This window comes from Bradyrhizobium sp. SZCCHNRI1029 (assembly GCF_032487555.1).
In the GTDB taxonomy this organism is placed as follows: domain Bacteria; phylum Pseudomonadota; class Alphaproteobacteria; order Rhizobiales; family Xanthobacteraceae; genus Bradyrhizobium.
The window spans coordinates 169010-186357 of record NZ_JAUEUK010000003.1; the positions used below are offsets into that span (position 1 = coordinate 169010).

The window sequence follows — 17348 nt, forward strand, 5'->3', positions numbered from 1 at the left end:
ATGAGTTTGCCGAAGACTGATTTCGCCGTGCTGGCGGCGCGCTGGAGCGAAGGCGTTCTGCTCAAGCGCGACGTGTTCTCGACCGTCGAGCGCGGCCGCTTCAAGAGCGAGGCCGGTGACGTCGACGCCGTGCTGCGCCGGCTCGATGAGGTGCCGTGGTGGTCGTTCGTGCTGGCGCGGCATTTGTTCGCGCGCGAGCGCAAGGCGCTGATGCGCGCCAAGGGGCTCAACGCCGGCCCCGATCTGCTATGGGCTGGGGATCGCGCGCTGGTCCGCGGCTTCATCAATGGCGTGGCGCTGCATCTGGCCAAACCGCACGGCAACGTCGCCTATTTCCGCTCGGCCAAGCGGATGATGCGCCGGCTGCATCGCGCCGGAATCACGCACAACGATCTCGCCAAGGAGCAGAATTGGCTCGTCGGTCACGACGGCCATTGCTACGTCACCGATTTTCAGTTGGCCGCCTGCTTCGAGAGCCGCAGCCGGCTGTTCCGGATCGCGGCCTATGAGGACCTGCGTCATCTGCTCAAGCATAAGCGGAGTTACGCGCCCGAGGCGCTGACGCCGAAGGAGCGCAAGATCCTGGCACGCAAATCGCTGTTCGCGCGCGTCTGGCTGATGACTGGCAAGAAGGTGTATCGCGCCGTCACGCGCGGCATCTTCAATTTCACCGACCGCGAGGGTGGCGGACGACGCCTGGTCAACGATGCGCCGGTGCTGATGGACATGATCCGGAAGAACCCGGCCGTGCGCGACGCGGCGATCGTTGCCTTCGCAGACCGCCGGACCGGCGTCGGGCTCTATGCGTTCGTCGAGGGAGAGCAGCCGACGCTTGAAACTCAGCTGCAAAACGAGCTTGCTTCAGCCAAGGGCCCGAAGCCGCCGGAGCATATCCAGGTCGTGCATGCCCTGCCGCGCGACGCCAGCGGCAGGCCACGCACTGAACTGTTGCAGCTGGTCGCGATGAACCAGATCGACCTGATCGAACCGATGCTCACGAGCGACAGCGATCGCGCTTTCCTCAAGGACATCCTGGACTCGCGCAAGAACCTGCGCGACCGGTTCAATTTCGAGGCGGACCTGAACCTGCCTTCGGCCTGAGCGGACGAGACTTCGCGGACCGACCATTGTATCCTTTGGTTGCAATGTCGTTTGGGAGGATTGGCAATGAACGTCGAAACCCGCGCGGCCACAACGTCTCGGTCGTCGAACATCGAGATTATCCCGACCGGCCGGCAACTCGGTGCCGAGATTCGACATGTCGATCTCAAGCATCTGGACGATGCGGGCTTCAGCTCCCTGCTCCGTGCCTTTCACACGCACTCCGTTTTGCTGGTGCGCGGCCAGGGTCTGACGGACCAGGACTTGATCGCCTTCAGCCGCCGCTTCGGTGATCTCGACTGGGCGCCGGTGCAGGAGAACGGGCGCCGCTTCGTCGACGGTCTACCCGAAATCTATATCGTCTCGAACGTGAAGGTGAATGGCGAGGCGATCGGCAGCCTCGGCGCGGGCGAAGCGGTGTGGCATACGGACATGTCGTATCTCGACACGCCGCCGATCGCGAGCGCGCTCTACGCGCTGGAAATTCCCCCCGTCGGCGGCAACACGTCGTTCTGCAGCATGTATGCCGTGTACGACGCGCTTCCTCCTGAACTGAAGCGCCGCGTCGCAGATCTGAAGATCAAGCACGACGGCACCTACAACAGCGGCGGCTTCGTCCGACAGGGCGTAACGCCGACCGATGATCCGCGCACATCGCCGGGCGCGATCCATCCGCTGGTCTGCACGCATCCCGATTCCGGCCTGCGGATGCTTTATCTCGGCCGCCGGCGCAATGCCTATCTGGTCGGCCTCGAGCTCGCCGAGTCGGAAGCATTGCTCGACGCGTTGTGGGCCTATGTTGCCCGTCCGGAATTCTCCTGGGAGCATGTCTGGAAGGTCGGAGATCTCGTCATCTGGGACAATCGCTGCACCATGCATCGGCGCGATCCGTTCGATGATCATGCGCGGCGAATCATGCATCGGACCCAGATCAAGGGAACAGATCGCCCACACTGATTCGCTTGCGCGCGGGATCAGCACGATCAAGCGCCAGATTGCCTGCGAATGAGTTGCAGGTTGCTGGATATTTCCTCGCGCATCGCCTTGAAGCGTCCAACTTCCGACTCAGAGCGGCAGAGTGTGCCGACAATCGGCAGATCGTGCCGCGATCCTTCCGCGAATTGCCTCCGAGCCGAAACACCCCCGACAAATTACGATGGTTGATTTGCAGGCGCTGGTGAAACTTGGGAGATGACGCAAGTGAGTCTCAGAAGCAACGTTGCTCGAAGCGCCGAAAGCAGCCTCATCCAGGTCATCCCGACGGGAAAGACGCTCGGTGCCGAGGTCTGCAATGTCGATCTCGGATCCTTCGACGATTGGGCGTTCGCCTCGTTCATGCGCGCGCTGCTCAAGCATCAGGTCCTACTGGTGCGCGGCCAGCGGCTTGGTGAACGTGACATCGCGGCCTTCAGCCGTCGCTTCGGTCACGCGGATCTATTTTACACCTCCCCCGGGGGCTTGCTGGGCGACAGACTGTCATTCTGCAGCCTCTACGCCGCTTATGACGCGCTCTCACCGGCGCTGCGCAGCCGCGTCGCTCATCTGAAGGTTCGTCATCTCGCGACCGACACCGCCGATGATGGCCGTCGCACCGTCATCGCAGGCCCGGTGCATCCTCTGGTCGGCAATCATATCGATACCGGCCGCTCGATGCTCGCGCTGGGGCAGCGTCGCCATTCCTACGTCGTCGGCCTCGAGCAGGACGAATCAGACGCGCTGCTCGACGATCTCTGGCAGCTTGCCGAACGGCCCGAGTTCAGTTGGACCCACACCTGCCGACCGGGTGATCTCGTCGTCTGGGACACCCGCTGCACGATCCACCGGCACGAGCCGCCGGACATGCCGAGACTCCTGCACAGCCCGCCGCTCTGGAGCACGATGCCCTCGGCTTGAGCCCGCGACGGGGTCAGCGCGCGCAAAAACTCGTCGTCCCCGCGGCCCGCCACAGCGTCCACAGCGTCGCGAGGCGCGAGCGGGAGCGCGGCTGAAACGGATCGTCGCGGGGTCCGGCCCGCGCAAGGTCGCGCCGGACCAGCGCGAGCGGCAGCAGAACCGGCCGCACGGCCGGTGGCGCCTGACGCGCCAGCTCGAGGGTGTGATCGAGATGCTGCCGGGCCTGCCCGCGCAGGTCCATGATCACCTCTTGGATCGCCGGCGACGCCTTGCCGGAGAACATCTCCTCCTGGCCGACGCCATGCCGCGCGAGAAGATCGAGCGGGACATAGAGCTGCCGGTGGGCCGCATCGCGCGGCAGCGCCGCGATCACCTGGAGCAACCCTTGCGCGATGCCGGCATGGTGCGCGAGATGATCGGCGTCCGCAAACGGCGGCGCAATGATCTGCGCGGCCAGCGCGAACAGCGCGCCACGCGTGTCGCCGAGATAGCCGTCCAGCGCCGCCATCGTCGGCATCGGATCGTTGTAGAGATCGAACTGATGCTCATCGACCAGGCGCGTCAGCCGCTCGACCGGAAGCGCGAAGCGCTGCACGGTGAGCAGCAATTCGGCCGCAACGGGATTTCCCTCCGCGCCGCCATGTTCGTGACCCGTCAGCGTGTCGTGCCACCACTGCAGGCGGACTTCGCCCGGCAGCGGCTGCGACACGAGATCTCGAATGCGGCTGACTTCGACGTTGAATGCGTACAGCGACAATAGCGCACGCCGGGGCTCGGGCGACATGAACAGCGTCGAGGCGTAGCGGTCGAAATCGTGCTCGCGGACAAGGCCTGCACAGAACGCGGCGTCGCTGTTGGCGGTCGTCTCGCTCATGGGACGGCGATGAGCGCTGCCGCAACCCGGCGCCGCTCGCCGATCATGACGTTGTAGGTGCGAATCGCGGGGCCGGTCTGCATCGCATCGAGCACGACGTTCACGCCACGCAGGGCCGCGCGCAGCGGTGCCGGCGCGATCCAGACTTCGTTTCCGGTGCCGATGATGAGCGTGTCGATCCCGTTCGCCGCATCAAAAACGCGCTGCAACGAATAGCGGTCGATCTGGCTGGGCTGGATGACGTCCCAGGCCCAGATCGAGTCGGGCAGGCACAGCAGCGAGCCGCGATGCGACATGCCGGCAAAGGCGAAGCCGCCTTTGCCATAACCGTCGATCGGCGCGGACCGCGGGAAATGCGGGGCGTCAGTTGCCATGCGAGACCAACATCTCAACCCCGATCCGGGTCCAACGGCTGATCAGGGCTTCTTTTTCGGCTCGTCGATCTGATCACCCCGAACGGTTCCGACGCCGAGATAGATCAGGATCGGCGCGGCGATGAAGATCGAGGTGTAGGTGCCGACCAGCACCACGCCGAACATCATCACCGCGGTGAAGCTGTGGATCGCCGGGCCGCCGAACAAGAGCAATGCCAGCAGCGCCAGGGTCACCGTGACGTGCGTGATGATCGAGCGCGACAAGGTCGAGTTGATCGATTCGTTGAGCAGCTGCGGCATCGGCATCTTCTTGTAGCGCCGCAGCATCTCGCGGATACGGTCGTAGATGACGACGGTGTCGTTGAGCGAATAGCCGAGAATGGTCAGCAGCGCCGCGATGCTGGTGAGGTCGAAATCGACCTGGCTGATCGACATGAAGCCGATCGTCAGCACGATGTCGTGGACGTTGGCGATCATGGCACCGAGCGCAAACTGCCATTCGAACCGGAACCAGAGATAGATCAGGATCGAGATGATCGCGAGCATCAGGCCGAGCATGCCGACGGCCAGGAACTCGCCGGAAACGCGCGGCCCCACCACCTCGACCCGGCGATACTCTACGGAATCGCCGATCGCCGCCTTGACCTTGTTGGCTGCCTCCTGCTGAGCGGCGTCGCCGCCCGGCTGTTCGGCAATTCGGATCAGAACCGATGCATCGGCCGCAGTGCCGAACTGCTGCAGCTGCACCTCGCCCAGACCGAGGGTCGCCAGCGTCGCGCGCATCCCCGCAATGTCGGCGGTGCCGGACTTGGCCCGCACCTCGAGCAAGGTGCCGCCGCGGAAATCGATGCCGAGGTTCAAGCCATGGGTGAAGAACAGCACGATCGCGAGGATCGACAGCGCCGCAGAAATCGGAAAGCTGATGCGGCGGAACTGCGTGAAATCGAAATGCGTGTCGTCGGGAACGATGCGCAGCGACGGCAGCAGGCCGAGCGCGCTGACCACCGTCAGCACCGCGATCAGGATGCCAAGCCCGATGAGAACCCAGTGTGTCACAGTAGCTCCTAGATTGGCACGCTTTGCGGCCGCTTCCACCGCACCCACCCCGCGACGATCAGACGGGTGAGCGTGAAGGCGGTGAAGACCGTGGTGAGGATGCCGATGCCCAAGGTCACGGCGAAGCCGCGCACGGGGCCGGTGCCGATATAGAACAGCACGGCGGCGGCGATGAAGGTGGTGATGTTGGAGTCGAGAATGGTCGCCAATGCGCGCTTGAAGCCGGCGTCGATCGCCGAGATCGCATTGCGGCCGCCGCGCAGCTCCTCGCGGATGCGCTCATAGATCAGCACGTTGGAGTCCACGGCGATGCCGACCGTCAGCACGATGCCGGCGATGCCCGGCAAGGTCAGCGTGGCATTGAGCAGCGACAGCACGCCGAAGATCATCGCGACGTTCACCACCACGGCGATGTTGGCGAACACGCCGAACAGCCGGTAGGTCAGCAGCATGAACACGATGACGAGGATCGAGCCGACATAGGAGGCGAGCTCGCCCTTGGCGATCGAGTCCGCACCGAGGCCCGGACCGACGGTGCGCTCCTCGATGACCGTCAGCGGCGCGGGCAGCGCGCCGGCGCGCAGCAGGATCGCGAGCTCGTTGGCGGACTGCACGGTGAAATTGCCGGAGATCTGGCCCGAGCCGCCAGTGATCGGCTCGCGGATGACCGGCGCCGAGATCACCTTGTTGTCGAGGACGATGGCGAACGGCTGCCCGACATTCTCGGTGGTGGCTTGCGCAAACTTGCGCGAGCCGGCCGAGTTGAAGCGGAAGGTGACGATCGGCTCGTTGGTGCGCTGGTCGAAGCCGGTCTGCGCATCGGAGAGATCACCGCCGGAGACAAGCACCTGCTTCTTCACGACATAGGGCTGGTTGGGTGGCGATGCGCTCTGGAGCACCTCGGAATCCGGCGGCACCCGCCCCTGCACCGCCTGATCCGCCGGCACCGAGGTATCGACCATCCGGAATTCCATCTTGGCCGTGCGCCCGAGCAGGTTCTTGAGCTGCGTCGGATCCTGCAAGCCCGGCACCTGCACCAGAATGCGATCGTTGCCCTGGCGCTGGATCACGGGCTCGACGGTGCCGAGCTCGTTGACGCGGCGCTCGACGATCTGCATCGACTGCTCGATGGTCTGGCGGATGCGTTCGGTGATGGCCGCCGGCGGGATCGTCAGCCGGACCAGTCCGCCGCCGGCATCGCTGACTTCGAGGCTGCGCTGGCCGCTGGAGCCGAGCAGCCCGCCGAGCGGCTGCGAGAGATCGCGCAGCTTGGAGATCGCAGTTCCCGTGTCGCTTTCCTTGGTGATCCGGACCTCGACCCCATCACCCCGGCTCACCAATCCGGTGTAGCCGATCTTGGCATCGCGCAGCGTACGGCGAACGTCGTCGCGCACGGCATCGAGCCGCTCCTTCTTGATGTAGTTGGAGTCGACCTCGAGCAGCAGATAGGAGCCGCCCTGCAGGTCGAGGCCGAGCACCAGCCGGCGCTGCGCCCAGGCCGGCCAGGTCTTGACCGTCGCTTCGGAGAAGAAGTTGGGCACCGCGCACAGGCACACGACGAGCGCCGTGAGAATGATGCCCAGCGCCTTCCACCGCGTGAAATACAACATGGAGGTTGTCCGTAAGGGCCGCAGCCGGCCCGGAAAATCAGAACATCACAAAGAGCGAAGGCCGGCGTTCAACCGGCCAGGTCGGCGATCAGCTCGCTGCCTTCTCGTCCTTCTTGTCGTCCTTTGCGTCTGCCTTCGCGGGCTCGCCCTTGGTGCGGACGCCCGTGATCATCTGGCGCATCTGGCGCACGCGCACGCCGTCGGCGATCTCGAACTCGACCTGGTCGTCGTCGACGACCTTGGTCACCTTGCCGACCAGGCCGCCCTGGGTCACGATGGTGTCGCCGCGGCGGACGTTCTTGACGAGATCGGCGTGCTCTTTGACCTTCTTCTGCTGCGGCCGCAGGATCAGGAAATACATGATCACGAAGATCAGCGCGAACGGCAGCAGCGACATCAGCATGCTGTTGGTGTCGCCTGCGCCGGCGGCCTGGGCATAGGCAGGGGTGATCAGCATGTGGTCGATCCTCGTGGGCAGCGCCCGGTGAGACGGGAATAGCCGGCGAACCACGCTTGTCTCGGCGCGGGCCGGCCTCTTGCGAATTTCGCGCGGAATATAGCGGCAGCAGTCCCAATAGCAAGGCGCCCCGCCCCTTCATTTCGCCCCGCTTGCGGCAGCCGGCGAGGCCCGATATGGCTGCCCCATCAGGAACTTGCAGCATGTCGAAAAAACCAGCCAGAGCCTCGTCCCGCGCCTCCGCCAAAAACGCCCTCAGACCGCTCGCCAAAGGCCCCCGGCCTGCAGCGCAAAAGCCACCAAAGACCGCGGCAAAACGTCCCGCCGGCCCCGCCTCCGATGATACGGCTGACCGGATTGCCCGTGCGCTGGAAGCAATTGCCGCGCATCTGGCGACAACCCATGCGGGTGCCACGCCCGCGCTGGACCTCAACGCGGCCGACGCCTTCGTCTGGCATCCGAACGGCCGGCTCTCGACGGTGCCGCGCGTCAGCCGTGTCGAGATCGACCTGCTCAAGGGCATCGACCGGATGCGCGACATCCTGATCGAGAACACCGAGCGCTTCGCCAACGGCCTGCCGGCCAACAACGCCTTGTTGTGGGGCGCGCGCGGCATGGGCAAATCATCGCTGGTGAAGGCCGCCCATGCCAGCATCAACGTCACGCGCAAGCCGGCCGACCGGCTGAAACTGATCGAGATTCACCGCGAGGACATCGAGAGCCTGCCGGCCCTGATGGACATCCTGCGTGCCGCGCCGTTCCACTTCATCGTGTTCTGCGACGACCTGTCGTTCGACGGCAATGATGCGTCCTACAAATCGCTGAAAGCGGTGCTCGAAGGCGGCATCGAGGGACGCCCGGAGAACGTCATTCTCTACGCCACCTCGAACCGGCGCCATCTGTTGGCCCGCGACATGATCGAGAACGAGCGCTCCACCGCGATCAATCCGGGCGAAGCGGTCGAGGAAAAGGTCTCACTGTCCGACCGTTTCGGCCTATGGCTCGGCTTCCACCGGTGCAGCCAGGACGAATATCTCGCGATGGTCAAAGGCTATTGCAGCCATTTCGACATTGCAGTCGCCGAGGATCAGTTGGAGCGCGAGGCGCTGGAATGGGCCACGACGCGCGGCTCGCGCTCGGGCCGCGTCGCGTGGCAGTTCACGCAAGATCTGGCGGGCCGCCTCGGCGTGCGGCTGACAACGCAAAAAGCCGCGCAGTAATCTGCGCGGCCCTGTGTCGTCCACGGTTGCGTGGGGTCAAACGACCGGACCTCACGCCCCGTTGAGGAATTGCAGCGGGTCAACCGGAGACGATCCCTTGCGGATCTCGAAGTGGAGCTGCGGCGATCCGACTTCTCCCGATTGACCCGACTTGGCAATGACCTGGCCGCGCTTGATCGGATCACCGCGCTTCACCATCAGCTCACTCGCATGGGCATATGCGGTGACATAGCCGTTGGAATGCCGCACCAGGACCAGATTGCCATAACCCTTCAATTCATTGCCGGCGTAAGCGACGACGCCATCTTCGGCCGCCTTCACCGGGGTGCCCTCGGGCACGGCGATGTTGATGCCATCGTTGGACTTGCCGTTGGTCTTGGCGCCGTAGCTGGTGATCACCTTGCCGCGCGCCGGCCAGCGGAAGGTCGGCAGCGAGCTGGTGGTCTCGGCCGGCCGTGCCGGCTCCTCCTCCTTCTCGGGCGCCGGATTGGCCTGAGCCAGGCGGGCGGTCTGGACCGGACCGGCGGCCGTCGCGACCCGCGTTGTCGGCGCTGGCGCCGGCACGGTCGCAACCGCCTGGGGAACGGTTGCGACCGGAGCCACCGGCGCAGCTGCCGCCACGGCCCTGCCAGGGACGGTCAGCCTGGTCCCGAGCTTGAGCGGCGAAGCCTGATCGAGATTGTTGGCGCGGGCGAGCTCAGCCGCCGTCAGATGATTCTGGCGGGCGATGCTGGCGAGTGTCTCGCCGCGGTTGACGAAATGGACGGTGGACGGTGCGACGGCCGCCACCGGCTTCGGCGCGACCATTGGCGCGGCGGCAACGGGCTGGGCCGCGGGCGCAGCCGCCACCGCGCCAGGATGCGGAATGATCAGCTGCTGGCCTGGCGACAACGCGCGCGGGCCCTTGTAGCCGTTGGCAGCCAGGATCTCAGCCGGCGTCACGCGGTAGCGCTTGGCAAGGATGTCGAGCGTATCGCTGGTGCCGACGATGATCTTGGTGCCACTGGCAGGACGCGCGGCCGCGACCGAACGCGGCGGCACGGTGCCGGTGGTCTCGAGGCGCGGCTGGGCCGGCGGAGCATAGGAATGCGCGGGCTGTGCATAGGCCGGGGGTGCGGCGACGGCGGGCGCCGCGACCGGGACCGCAGCGGGTGGCGCATAGGACGCGACGCCGCGCCCGCCCGACGACATGCCTCCGGCGCCGCCACCGGTCGGATAGGATTGCGGAGCCCCGACCGCCGGGGGCGGCAGCGCCGAGGACGAATAGGCAGGCGCCGGCGCGGGAGCCGGCGTGTAGGACTGGCTGTATTGCTGGTGCTGCCGGGGCGGCTGCGCCTGCACCGACCCGGTGGAATCGGATGCAAAGGGGTTTGAAAACGGATTTTGCGTCTGCGACAGCCGCGTCGACATGTCGGCGCTGCAGCCGGCGACGCCGAACGACATCAGCGCCAACGCCGCAACTTGCGGCAGGCGGCGCGAGCGAAGCAACTCGACAGTGGCGGGCATGGTTACTCACTCGTACGCAACAAACAACGAATTCGAGTAAACACAGCCGCGGTAAATAAGCGCTTAAGCCGCGAATAAAGCGATGTGCGGCCTGCTGATCCGCACGTTTAAAGTTCGCGCGCAATCCCCGGAATTGCCGGCACAAATCGCACGTCGACGAGCTCCTTTCGGTCGAAACGATCACCCGTCCGCGTGCTCCTGACGAGCGTCTGCACCCCGTGTTGCGGCCCGACCGGCGCGATCAGGATACCGTCCGGCTCCAGCCGGTCGAGCAGGCTCTGGGGAATCTCGTCCATCGCCGCCGTTACGATGATGCGGTCGAATTGGCCGCCCCCCGGCGGCAGCGCGTAGCCATCGCCGAGCATGACCTCGACATTGAAGCAGCCGAGCTTCTCCAACCGTTCCCTGGCCTTGTCGGCCAATGTCCGGAAGCGCTCCACCGTCAGGACGTTGGTGGCCAGCCTGGACAGAATCGCGGCCTGGTATCCTGACCCCGTCCCGATTTCGAGTACACGATGGGACTTCTGCAGCTTGAGCTGCTCGGTCATGTAGGCGACGACGAAGGGCTGGCTGATGGTCTGCCCACAGGCGATCGCCATCGCGCTGTCGCGATAGGCCTCCGGGCGGTCGGCCGGCAGAACGAACTCCTCCCGCGGCACCTCTTCCATCGCGCGCAACACCGCCTGATCGCTGATCCCCCGCCGACGCAGGGTCAGCTGAAACATCATTTTCTCGGGAGGAGCAGCTGGGGGCATCGGGATGTCGGTTGGTGGGCTCGTGCGCAATTTACCTGCCGGGCGAGGGTTGCGCACCGATTTTCCGCACACCCGTCGCAACCGGATGCACCGTCATGGTCCCGACGACGGACCGCGTTCCGCACAAGGAACCAAGTCGGGTCCGGTTCGTTCACTTTATGGGCGATCGTGCCCACGCCGCACGACCGTGAAAGACGACATTGTTGACGTTGCGCCATAAGCCGTTATTTGCGAGCGTCAAATCGGGTATGGGCAAGGACTGACATCATGACTGCACCGCGGCCGCCGCGCGGCTCTGTGTTTTTGGTTGAAGACGAAGTCATGATCCGAATGATGGTCGCCGACATGCTGGAAGAGCTCGGCTACACCGTCGCGGCCGAAGCCGGCGAAATCGGCGAAGCGATGCGGCTGGCCGAGAGCACCTATTTCGACGTCGCCATTCTCGACGTCAACGTCAACGGCAAGGTCATCTCGCCGGTGGCCGATCTCATCAAGGCGCGCAACCGTCCCTTCATCTTCGCAACCGGCTACGGCTCGTCGGGGTTGCCGGAAGAATATCGCGACCGGCCGGCCCTGCAGAAGCCATTCCAGCTCGAGACGCTCGGAAAGGCGATCGACCATGCCCTGCGTGGCGCTGGGCCACAGGGGTAGAAGGCGCTTCAGCCGAGAATGTCGCTGAGCTTGCCGGAGAACGCCTCGTCCGTGCGATCCAGGCGAAGCGGGGTCACTGATACGTAGCGCGCCGCGAGAGCTGCGAGGTCCGTCCCCTCGTCGGGCACATCGAGCGCGGCAGCCCGGTCGAAGCCGATCCAGAAATAGGGGTTGCCGCGGCCGTCGCGCCGCTCATCGACTTTCAAGAAGCCCAGATTGCGCTTGCCCTGGCGGGTGACCACGACGCCCCTGACCTCTTCCGGTGCACAGGCGGGGAAGTTGACGTTGATCACTGTATTCCTCGGCACGCCGGCTTCGAGCACCTTGCGCACGATCTGCGGGCCGAATTTGAGCGCGGTGTCCCAAGACGGCTTGTCACGCGTTGCGACGCTGAATTCCTGCGACAGGGCAAACGACGGCAGACCGAGAATGGTGCCTTCGAGCGCGCCGGCGATGGTGCCCGAATAGACCACGTCCTCGGCAACGTTGCGGCCCTTGTTGACGCCGGACAGCACCACGTCGGGCAGCTTCACCCCCAGGATATGACGGGATCCCATGATGACGCAGTCGGTCGGCGTGCCGCGCACCGCGAAATGCCGCGGGCCGACCTCACGCAGCCGCAGGGGGTCATTGAGCGAGAGTGAATGGGACACGCCGCTCTGGTCCAGTTCGGGAGCCACGATCCAGACGTCGTCGGACAGGGCGCGTCCGATCTCCTCGATCACCTTGAGACCCGGCGCATGGATTCCGTCGTCATTGGTGCAGAGAATCCGCATGGCCAACCTTCCGTCCCTCCGAAAGCATCGTTCGGGGGTGTCTTATCTGCTGTGCAGCATCGAGGCAAACCTGAGCGCGCTGCGGCACCACCCGGTCAATGCCGGATCCGCCACTGCGGCAGGAACCTGGCGAACTGCCCTCGCGTGCCCAGCCTCAACGGTAGGCTGGATGTGCCGGATCCGCCGGGTGCCTGCTGGACAGGAGGCGCCGGCACCGCTGAAGGCTCCGTCCGCGGCACTGCCGCAAACCGGACCCGCGCGACACTCAACGCCTTCTCGAAGTCGACGGGGTTGAACCAAGCCTGATCGCGCAGCGAGTCGTGCAGGCCCTCGTCCCAGACCCTTGAGGATTCGATATCGAATGCTCCCTTCAGGCGCTGATCGACCGCCTGGATGCCGGAGCCGGTGACGGCCCATTGCCGCCCGATCCAGAAAATATCCCGATGCAGAGCCATGATGCCGGTATCTGAAAAGCAATTGCTGAACAGAACCGAGGATACGACCCGCCGGCGCGTACGCAATGGCGGCGACCTGAGCGGATGCAATTTGCCGCGACGCTATGGCTCCGCGGCCACCACCTTGAGGCCGCCCATATAAGGCTGCAGCACGTCGGGAATCGCGATCGAGCCGTCGGCCTGCTGATAGGTCTCCATGACCGCGATCAGCGCACGGCCGACAGCCGTGCCCGAACCGTTCAATGTGTGCACGAAGCGCGGCTTGCCATCGCTTCCGCGATAGCGTGCATCCATGCGGCGCGCCTGGAAGTCGCCGCACACCGAACAGCTGGAGATCTCGCGGAAGGCGCCGCCATCGCCCTGCCCGGGCATCCAGACCTCGATGTCGTAGGTCTTCTGCGAGGAGAAGCCCATGTCGCCGGTGCACAGCGTGATGACTCGATAGTGCAGATCGAGCCGGCGCAGCACTTCCTCGGCGCAGGCCAGCATGCGCTCATGCTCGTCCTTGCTGGTCTCCGGCGTCGTGATCGAGACCAGCTCGACCTTGGTGAACTGATGCTGACGGATCATGCCGCGGGTGTCGCGGCCGGCGGCGCCCGCCTCGGCGCGAAAGCACGGCGTCAGCGCCGTGAGCCGCATCGGCAACTCCTTCTCATCGACGATGGACTCGCGCACCAGGTTGGTCAGGGCCACCTCGGCAGTTGGGATGAGACCCAGCCGCTCGGTCTTGAGGCGATCATCCGGCTCTGCAATCAGCTCGCCCTTCACGGCCCAGAACTGGTCGTCCTCGAATTTCGGCAATTGGCCGGTACCGAACATGACGTCGTTGCGTACCAGCAGCGGCGGATTGATCTCGGTGTAGCCGTGCTCATTGGTATGAAGATCGAGCATGAACTGCCCGAGCGCGCGCTCGAGCCGCGCCAGGCCCCTCTTCAGCACGACGAAGCGCGCGCCCGACAGCTTCGCAGCCGATTCGAAGTCCATGGTGCCAAGAGCCGCACCGAGATCATCATGCGGCTTCGGCGCGAAGGCGTAGTTGCGCCGGGCGCCGAACATGTGGCGCTCGACATTGTCGTGCTCGTCCTTGCCGTCCGGCACCTCGTCGAGCGGCAAATTGGGAATCGCCGAGAGCTCGCGCGCCAGCTCCTCATCCGCCTGCTTCGCGGCTGCCTCCAGCTCCGGCATGGTGGTCTTGAGCTTGGCGACCTCCTCCATCAGCGCCGATGCGCGCGCGTCATCCTTGGCCTTCTTGGCCTCGCCGATTTCCTTGGAGGCGGCGTTGCGCCGGGCCTGGGCCTGCTCGGAGGCCAGGATCGCCGCGCGCCGCCGCTCGTCGATGGCGAGCAGATGCGACGACAGCGGTGCCAGACCCCGGCGCGTCAGCGCCACATCGAAACCTTGCGGATTGTCACGGATCGATCTGATGTCGTGCATGGTCGTTCGGTCCTGGGAACGAAGAGTATCGGCGAGTCGCCTGGGCTCGCGGGCCGGCCTGCACTACCGCGAATGGCGCCGGATGGGAACAGGCAACGCCCTGGGATGTCCCCGAGCGCAACCGTTCTATTCGGAAGGGTCGGCCGGGAGATTCCCCGAGCCGGACGACGAGCCGGACTTGGCCGCAGCCGCCTGCTTCTCGACGATGCCGACCGCGATGATCGCGCCCTCGTAGAGCGCCAGCAGCGGCAGCGCCAGCGAGGCCTGGCTGAGCACGTCCGGCGGCGTAAGCACGGCCGCGATGATGAAGGCGATCACGATGAAATAGCGCCGCTTCTCCTTCAGCATCTGCGAGGTGACGATGCCGATGCGGCCGAGCAGGGTCAGGATGACCGGGAGCTGGAACGCGATGCCGAAGGCGAAGATCAGCGACATCATCAGCGACAGATATTCACCGACCTTGGGCATCAGCGCGATTTGCGCCGTCTCGGGGCCGCCGAGCTGCTGCATGCCCAGTGAGAAGCGCACGATCATCGGCCACACCGCAAAATAGACCAGCATGGCGCCAAGCACGAAGAAGACGGGGGTCGCTATCAAGTAGGGTAGGAAAGCATTGCGTTCGTGGCGATACAGCCCCGGCGCCACGAACTTGTAGATCTGCGTCGCGATGATCGGGAACGAGATGAAACCAGCGCCGAACATCGCGAGCTTCAACTGCGTGATGAAATATTCGAGCAGCTGGGTGTAGATGAACTTGCTGTTCTCGGCACCTGCGACCCAGACGAACGGCAGCACCAGGATGTTGTAGATCTGCTTGGCGAAAAAGAAGCAGAAGATGAAGGCCACGCCGAAGCCGATCAGCGCCTTGATCAGCCGCGACCGCAGCTCGATCAAGTGGTCCATCAACGGGGCCTTGCTGGCCTCGATATCTTCGACGGTCATGACGCTTTGGCGTCCTTCGGGCGGTCAGCTTCTGCTGACGCAGACATTTCAGGCTGTGGCTCGGGTTTGATTTCACGGACGATCGCCAGCGGCTCGCCCACGGATTGATGGACTTCAGCCTCTGCGAAGGTCTCGGCCACTGGAGGTTCGGGGGTGGTCGGGGTCATCACAGGAGGCTCGGGCGAAGCAGCAGCCACATCCGATGCGGGCGCCGGCTCGGCGGGCTTGTCGATCCCCTCGATATCGAGAGCCTTGTCGACGTCGCGCTGCAACGAGGAGATCACGCCGGTCGGAGTGAAACCGCTGGCCGCCTCGCGGACCTCATCGAAACTCTTCTTGAGGTCGGCCATCTCCGCTTCGCGCATCGCCTCCTGGAACTGGCCCTGGAACTCCGAGGCCATCCGGCGCGCCTTGCCGATCCATTGCCCGACCATGCGCAGGACGCCCGGAAGCTCCTTGGGACCGATCGCGATCAACGCGACGACCCCAATGACGAGCAGCTCACTCCAGCCGATATCGAACATGAAACAATCCGCCTACGCGACGACGCCTCTGATCCCGCCTATCCGGGCCTGTCTGAACAGGTCCCGGTGCCGTCCCTGCGGGAGCGCGCCGCCGGCGCCTTTCACGCGCAGATCAAACGGCTTTGCTGCCGACATCCGTGCGGGTGGCCGAAGGCGTGGCGCCGTGATCGATCGACTTGACGGGCTCGGTCTTCTCCGGCGCCTTGTCGTCGTCCTGCATGCCCTTCTTGAACGCCTTGATGCCCTGCGCGACGTCGCCCATCAGATCGGAAATCTTGCCGCGCCCGAACAACAGCAGGACGACCGCGATCACGACGATCCAGTGCCAAATGCTAAGCGAACCCATCCTGCAACCCTCCAAACACCGGCGCAGCCTTCACCCGACTGCCCGTCGACGCTACCGCCGAAACCGCGTCATATCCATGGACTTGACCGCGACACTTCGCTTCTAGCATTCGATTGCGAAACATCAACACGAACGCGGCGCATCAGCCGAAAACGGCCCGCGGACAGCCCAATCTGGCCGGAAGGTAGGCGCCAACGCCCCCAAAAACAAGCACTTAAGGTCCGACAATTCGCGGCCGGACCTACGTAATAACGCGAGTGTTAACAGCCCCGGCCGCTAGCTTTGGTGCGGCGAGCCGTCGTCGTCGGTATCGCGGTCGTGCGCGTCATCGGCCGCGTCGATCTCCTCATCCGCCATGTCGACCTCGGCCTCGGCCTCTGCCTCGTCGTCTGCCTGAGCGTCAGCGTCGGCAGACAGCTCGACGACCTCGATAACGGCCTCGTCGTCCGGCTCGACCTCGATCTGCTCGACGGCCAAGTCCACCTCGGTGATCTCGGTTTCCGCATCGGCGCCCGGCAGTTCCAGATCGCCAACGGCAACCTGCGACGAGGTGTCGTCCCGAACGGCGGCCTCAGTGGTCGCCATCTGGCCTTCGGCGACCTCGGCCGCAGCCGTGTCGGCTGCGACCGTTTCCATCTCGGCCGTTTCGTCTTCCGCGGCTTCGGCCTCGCCAGGCTCGGCCTCCACCGCCGGCGCAAGCGCCAGGTCGAGATCGCCCGGATCCAGCGGCTCCTCGTCCTCCCGCAGCGTCGGATCGTCCGATGGCGTCGGGACGGTGAAGCCGGTCGGCAGCCGGGAATCCAGCAGGCCGGTTCCCTTCAGCTCTTCCAGGCCAGGCAGATCGCCCAGGGTCTCCAGGCTGAACTGAGCCAGGAACGCATCGGTGGTTCCGAAGGTCAACGGACGGCCCGGCGTCTTGCGGCGCCCCCGCGGCTTGATCCAGCCGGTCTCCAGCAGAACGTCCAGCGTTCCCTTGGAGGTGACGACGCCGCGGATCTCTTCGATCTCGGCACGCGTCACCGGCTGGTGATAGGCAACGATGGCCAGAACTTCGATCGCCGCGCGCGACAGCTTGCGCGTCTCGGTGCTCTCGCGCGTCATCAGCCAGGCGAGGTCGCCGGCGGTACGGAAGGTCCACTTGTTGGCGACGCGCACGAGATTGACGCCGCGATTGGCGTACTCCGCCTGCAGCTGCGCCAGTGCGGCCTTGATGTCGACACCTTCAGGCATACGCTTGGCGAGCGCAGCCTGCTCGAGCGGCTCTGCCGAGGCAAACAGGAGAGCCTCGAGGATACGCAACTCTTCGGGGCGCGCTACAGGCTCGATCGCGATCTCGTCGGGCTCTTCCATGCGCAGTTCCGCCAAGCTTGCCAT

General features: G+C 65.0%; 19 protein-coding genes. 5 read left to right on the top strand and 14 right to left on the bottom strand.

Translation table 11 applies throughout. The features are described 5' to 3' along the window. The 3 genes from QW861_RS09920 (at position 1) to QW861_RS09930 (ending at position 2994) form a co-directional block, all read left to right on the top strand. A complete protein-coding gene (locus QW861_RS09920; protein ID WP_315711732.1) occupies positions 1 to 1101 on the top strand; it encodes a serine/threonine protein kinase in 1101 nt (366 codons plus the stop codon). A 66-nt stretch (positions 1102 to 1167) separates the two neighbouring features. Continuing rightward, positions 1168 to 2058: a TauD/TfdA family dioxygenase gene (locus QW861_RS09925; RefSeq protein ID WP_315751018.1), complete on the top strand. Its 891-nt coding sequence runs from the start codon at positions 1168 to 1170 to the stop codon at positions 2056 to 2058. 243 nt (positions 2059 to 2301) lie between these two features. Next, positions 2302 to 2994: a TauD/TfdA family dioxygenase gene (locus QW861_RS09930; RefSeq protein WP_315711730.1), complete on the top strand. Its 693-nt coding sequence runs from the start codon at positions 2302 to 2304 to the stop codon at positions 2992 to 2994. A gap of 13 nt (positions 2995 to 3007) precedes the next feature. Here QW861_RS09930 and QW861_RS09935 read toward each other — a convergent pair whose 3' ends face one another. The 5 genes from QW861_RS09935 to yajC form a co-directional block, all read right to left on the bottom strand. Then, on the bottom strand, positions 3008 to 3868 hold the full coding sequence (locus QW861_RS09935) for a phytoene/squalene synthase family protein (RefSeq protein ID WP_316191262.1): 861 nt from the start codon (positions 3866 to 3868) through the stop codon (positions 3008 to 3010). After that, on the bottom strand, positions 3865 to 4242 hold the full coding sequence (locus QW861_RS09940) for an Mth938-like domain-containing protein (protein ID WP_316191263.1): 378 nt from the start codon (positions 4240 to 4242) through the stop codon (positions 3865 to 3867). Before QW861_RS09940 ends, QW861_RS09935 begins: the two co-directional genes overlap by 4 nt. A 42-nt stretch (positions 4243 to 4284) precedes the next feature. After that, on the bottom strand, positions 4285 to 5298 hold the full coding sequence (secF, locus tag QW861_RS09945) for a protein translocase subunit SecF (RefSeq protein ID WP_316170173.1): 1014 nt from the start codon (positions 5296 to 5298) through the stop codon (positions 4285 to 4287). 8 nt (positions 5299 to 5306) lie between these two features. Beyond that, on the bottom strand, positions 5307 to 6908 hold the full coding sequence (gene secD / locus QW861_RS09950; protein ID WP_315711724.1) for a protein translocase subunit SecD: 1602 nt from the start codon (positions 6906 to 6908) through the stop codon (positions 5307 to 5309). 88 nt (positions 6909 to 6996) lie between these two features. Continuing rightward, positions 6997 to 7365, bottom strand: a complete 369-nt coding sequence (gene yajC / locus QW861_RS09955) for a preprotein translocase subunit YajC (protein ID WP_006614336.1) — start codon at positions 7363 to 7365, stop codon at positions 6997 to 6999. 203 nt (positions 7366 to 7568) lie between these two features. On the opposite strand from yajC, the gene QW861_RS09960 reads away from it, so the two are divergent. Further along, positions 7569 to 8585, top strand: coding sequence for an ATP-binding protein (locus tag QW861_RS09960; RefSeq protein WP_316192973.1), 1017 nt, complete (start codon positions 7569 to 7571; stop codon positions 8583 to 8585). A gap of 51 nt (positions 8586 to 8636) precedes the next feature. Here the strand turns inward: QW861_RS09960 and QW861_RS09965 are convergent, their stop codons facing one another. Next, positions 8637 to 10091 (bottom strand): LysM peptidoglycan-binding domain-containing M23 family metallopeptidase, encoded by a 1455-nt coding sequence (locus tag QW861_RS09965; protein WP_315711721.1) that lies wholly within the window; start codon positions 10089 to 10091, stop codon positions 8637 to 8639. Between the two features lie 107 nt (positions 10092 to 10198). Continuing rightward, entirely contained in the window at positions 10199 to 10846 is a 648-nt protein-coding gene (locus QW861_RS09970; protein WP_315712607.1) for a protein-L-isoaspartate(D-aspartate) O-methyltransferase, read from the bottom strand. A 267-nt stretch (positions 10847 to 11113) separates the two neighbouring features. Between QW861_RS09970 and QW861_RS09975 the strand changes: the two genes are divergently transcribed. After that, the gene (locus tag QW861_RS09975) at positions 11114 to 11497 is read left to right on the top strand and encodes a response regulator (RefSeq protein WP_315711720.1); all 384 of its coding nucleotides are present in this window, start codon (positions 11114 to 11116) and stop codon (positions 11495 to 11497) included. Between the two features lie 8 nt (positions 11498 to 11505). Here QW861_RS09975 and surE read toward each other — a convergent pair whose 3' ends face one another. From surE to scpB, 7 genes are all read right to left on the bottom strand, one after another. Beyond that, positions 11506 to 12273, bottom strand: a complete 768-nt coding sequence (gene surE / locus QW861_RS09980; protein WP_316192974.1) for a 5'/3'-nucleotidase SurE — start codon at positions 12271 to 12273, stop codon at positions 11506 to 11508. 95 nt (positions 12274 to 12368) lie between these two features. After that, positions 12369 to 12728 (bottom strand): hypothetical protein, encoded by a 360-nt coding sequence (locus QW861_RS09985; protein ID WP_315751010.1) that lies wholly within the window; start codon positions 12726 to 12728, stop codon positions 12369 to 12371. A gap of 102 nt (positions 12729 to 12830) precedes the next feature. Further along, entirely contained in the window at positions 12831 to 14162 is a 1332-nt protein-coding gene (serS, locus tag QW861_RS09990) for a serine--tRNA ligase (RefSeq protein ID WP_315751008.1), read from the bottom strand. A gap of 126 nt (positions 14163 to 14288) precedes the next feature. Then, positions 14289 to 15104: a twin-arginine translocase subunit TatC gene (tatC, locus tag QW861_RS09995; protein WP_315827526.1), complete on the bottom strand. Its 816-nt coding sequence runs from the start codon at positions 15102 to 15104 to the stop codon at positions 14289 to 14291. After that, entirely contained in the window at positions 15101 to 15628 is a 528-nt protein-coding gene (gene tatB, locus QW861_RS10000) for a Sec-independent protein translocase protein TatB (protein ID WP_315711712.1), read from the bottom strand. Before tatB ends, tatC begins: the two co-directional genes overlap by 4 nt. Before the next feature lie 112 nt (positions 15629 to 15740). Further along, on the bottom strand, positions 15741 to 15974 hold the full coding sequence (locus QW861_RS10005) for a twin-arginine translocase TatA/TatE family subunit (protein ID WP_006614346.1): 234 nt from the start codon (positions 15972 to 15974) through the stop codon (positions 15741 to 15743). Between the two features lie 276 nt (positions 15975 to 16250). Continuing rightward, a complete protein-coding gene (gene scpB, locus QW861_RS10010) occupies positions 16251 to 17348 on the bottom strand; it encodes an SMC-Scp complex subunit ScpB (protein ID WP_316192975.1) in 1098 nt (365 codons plus the stop codon).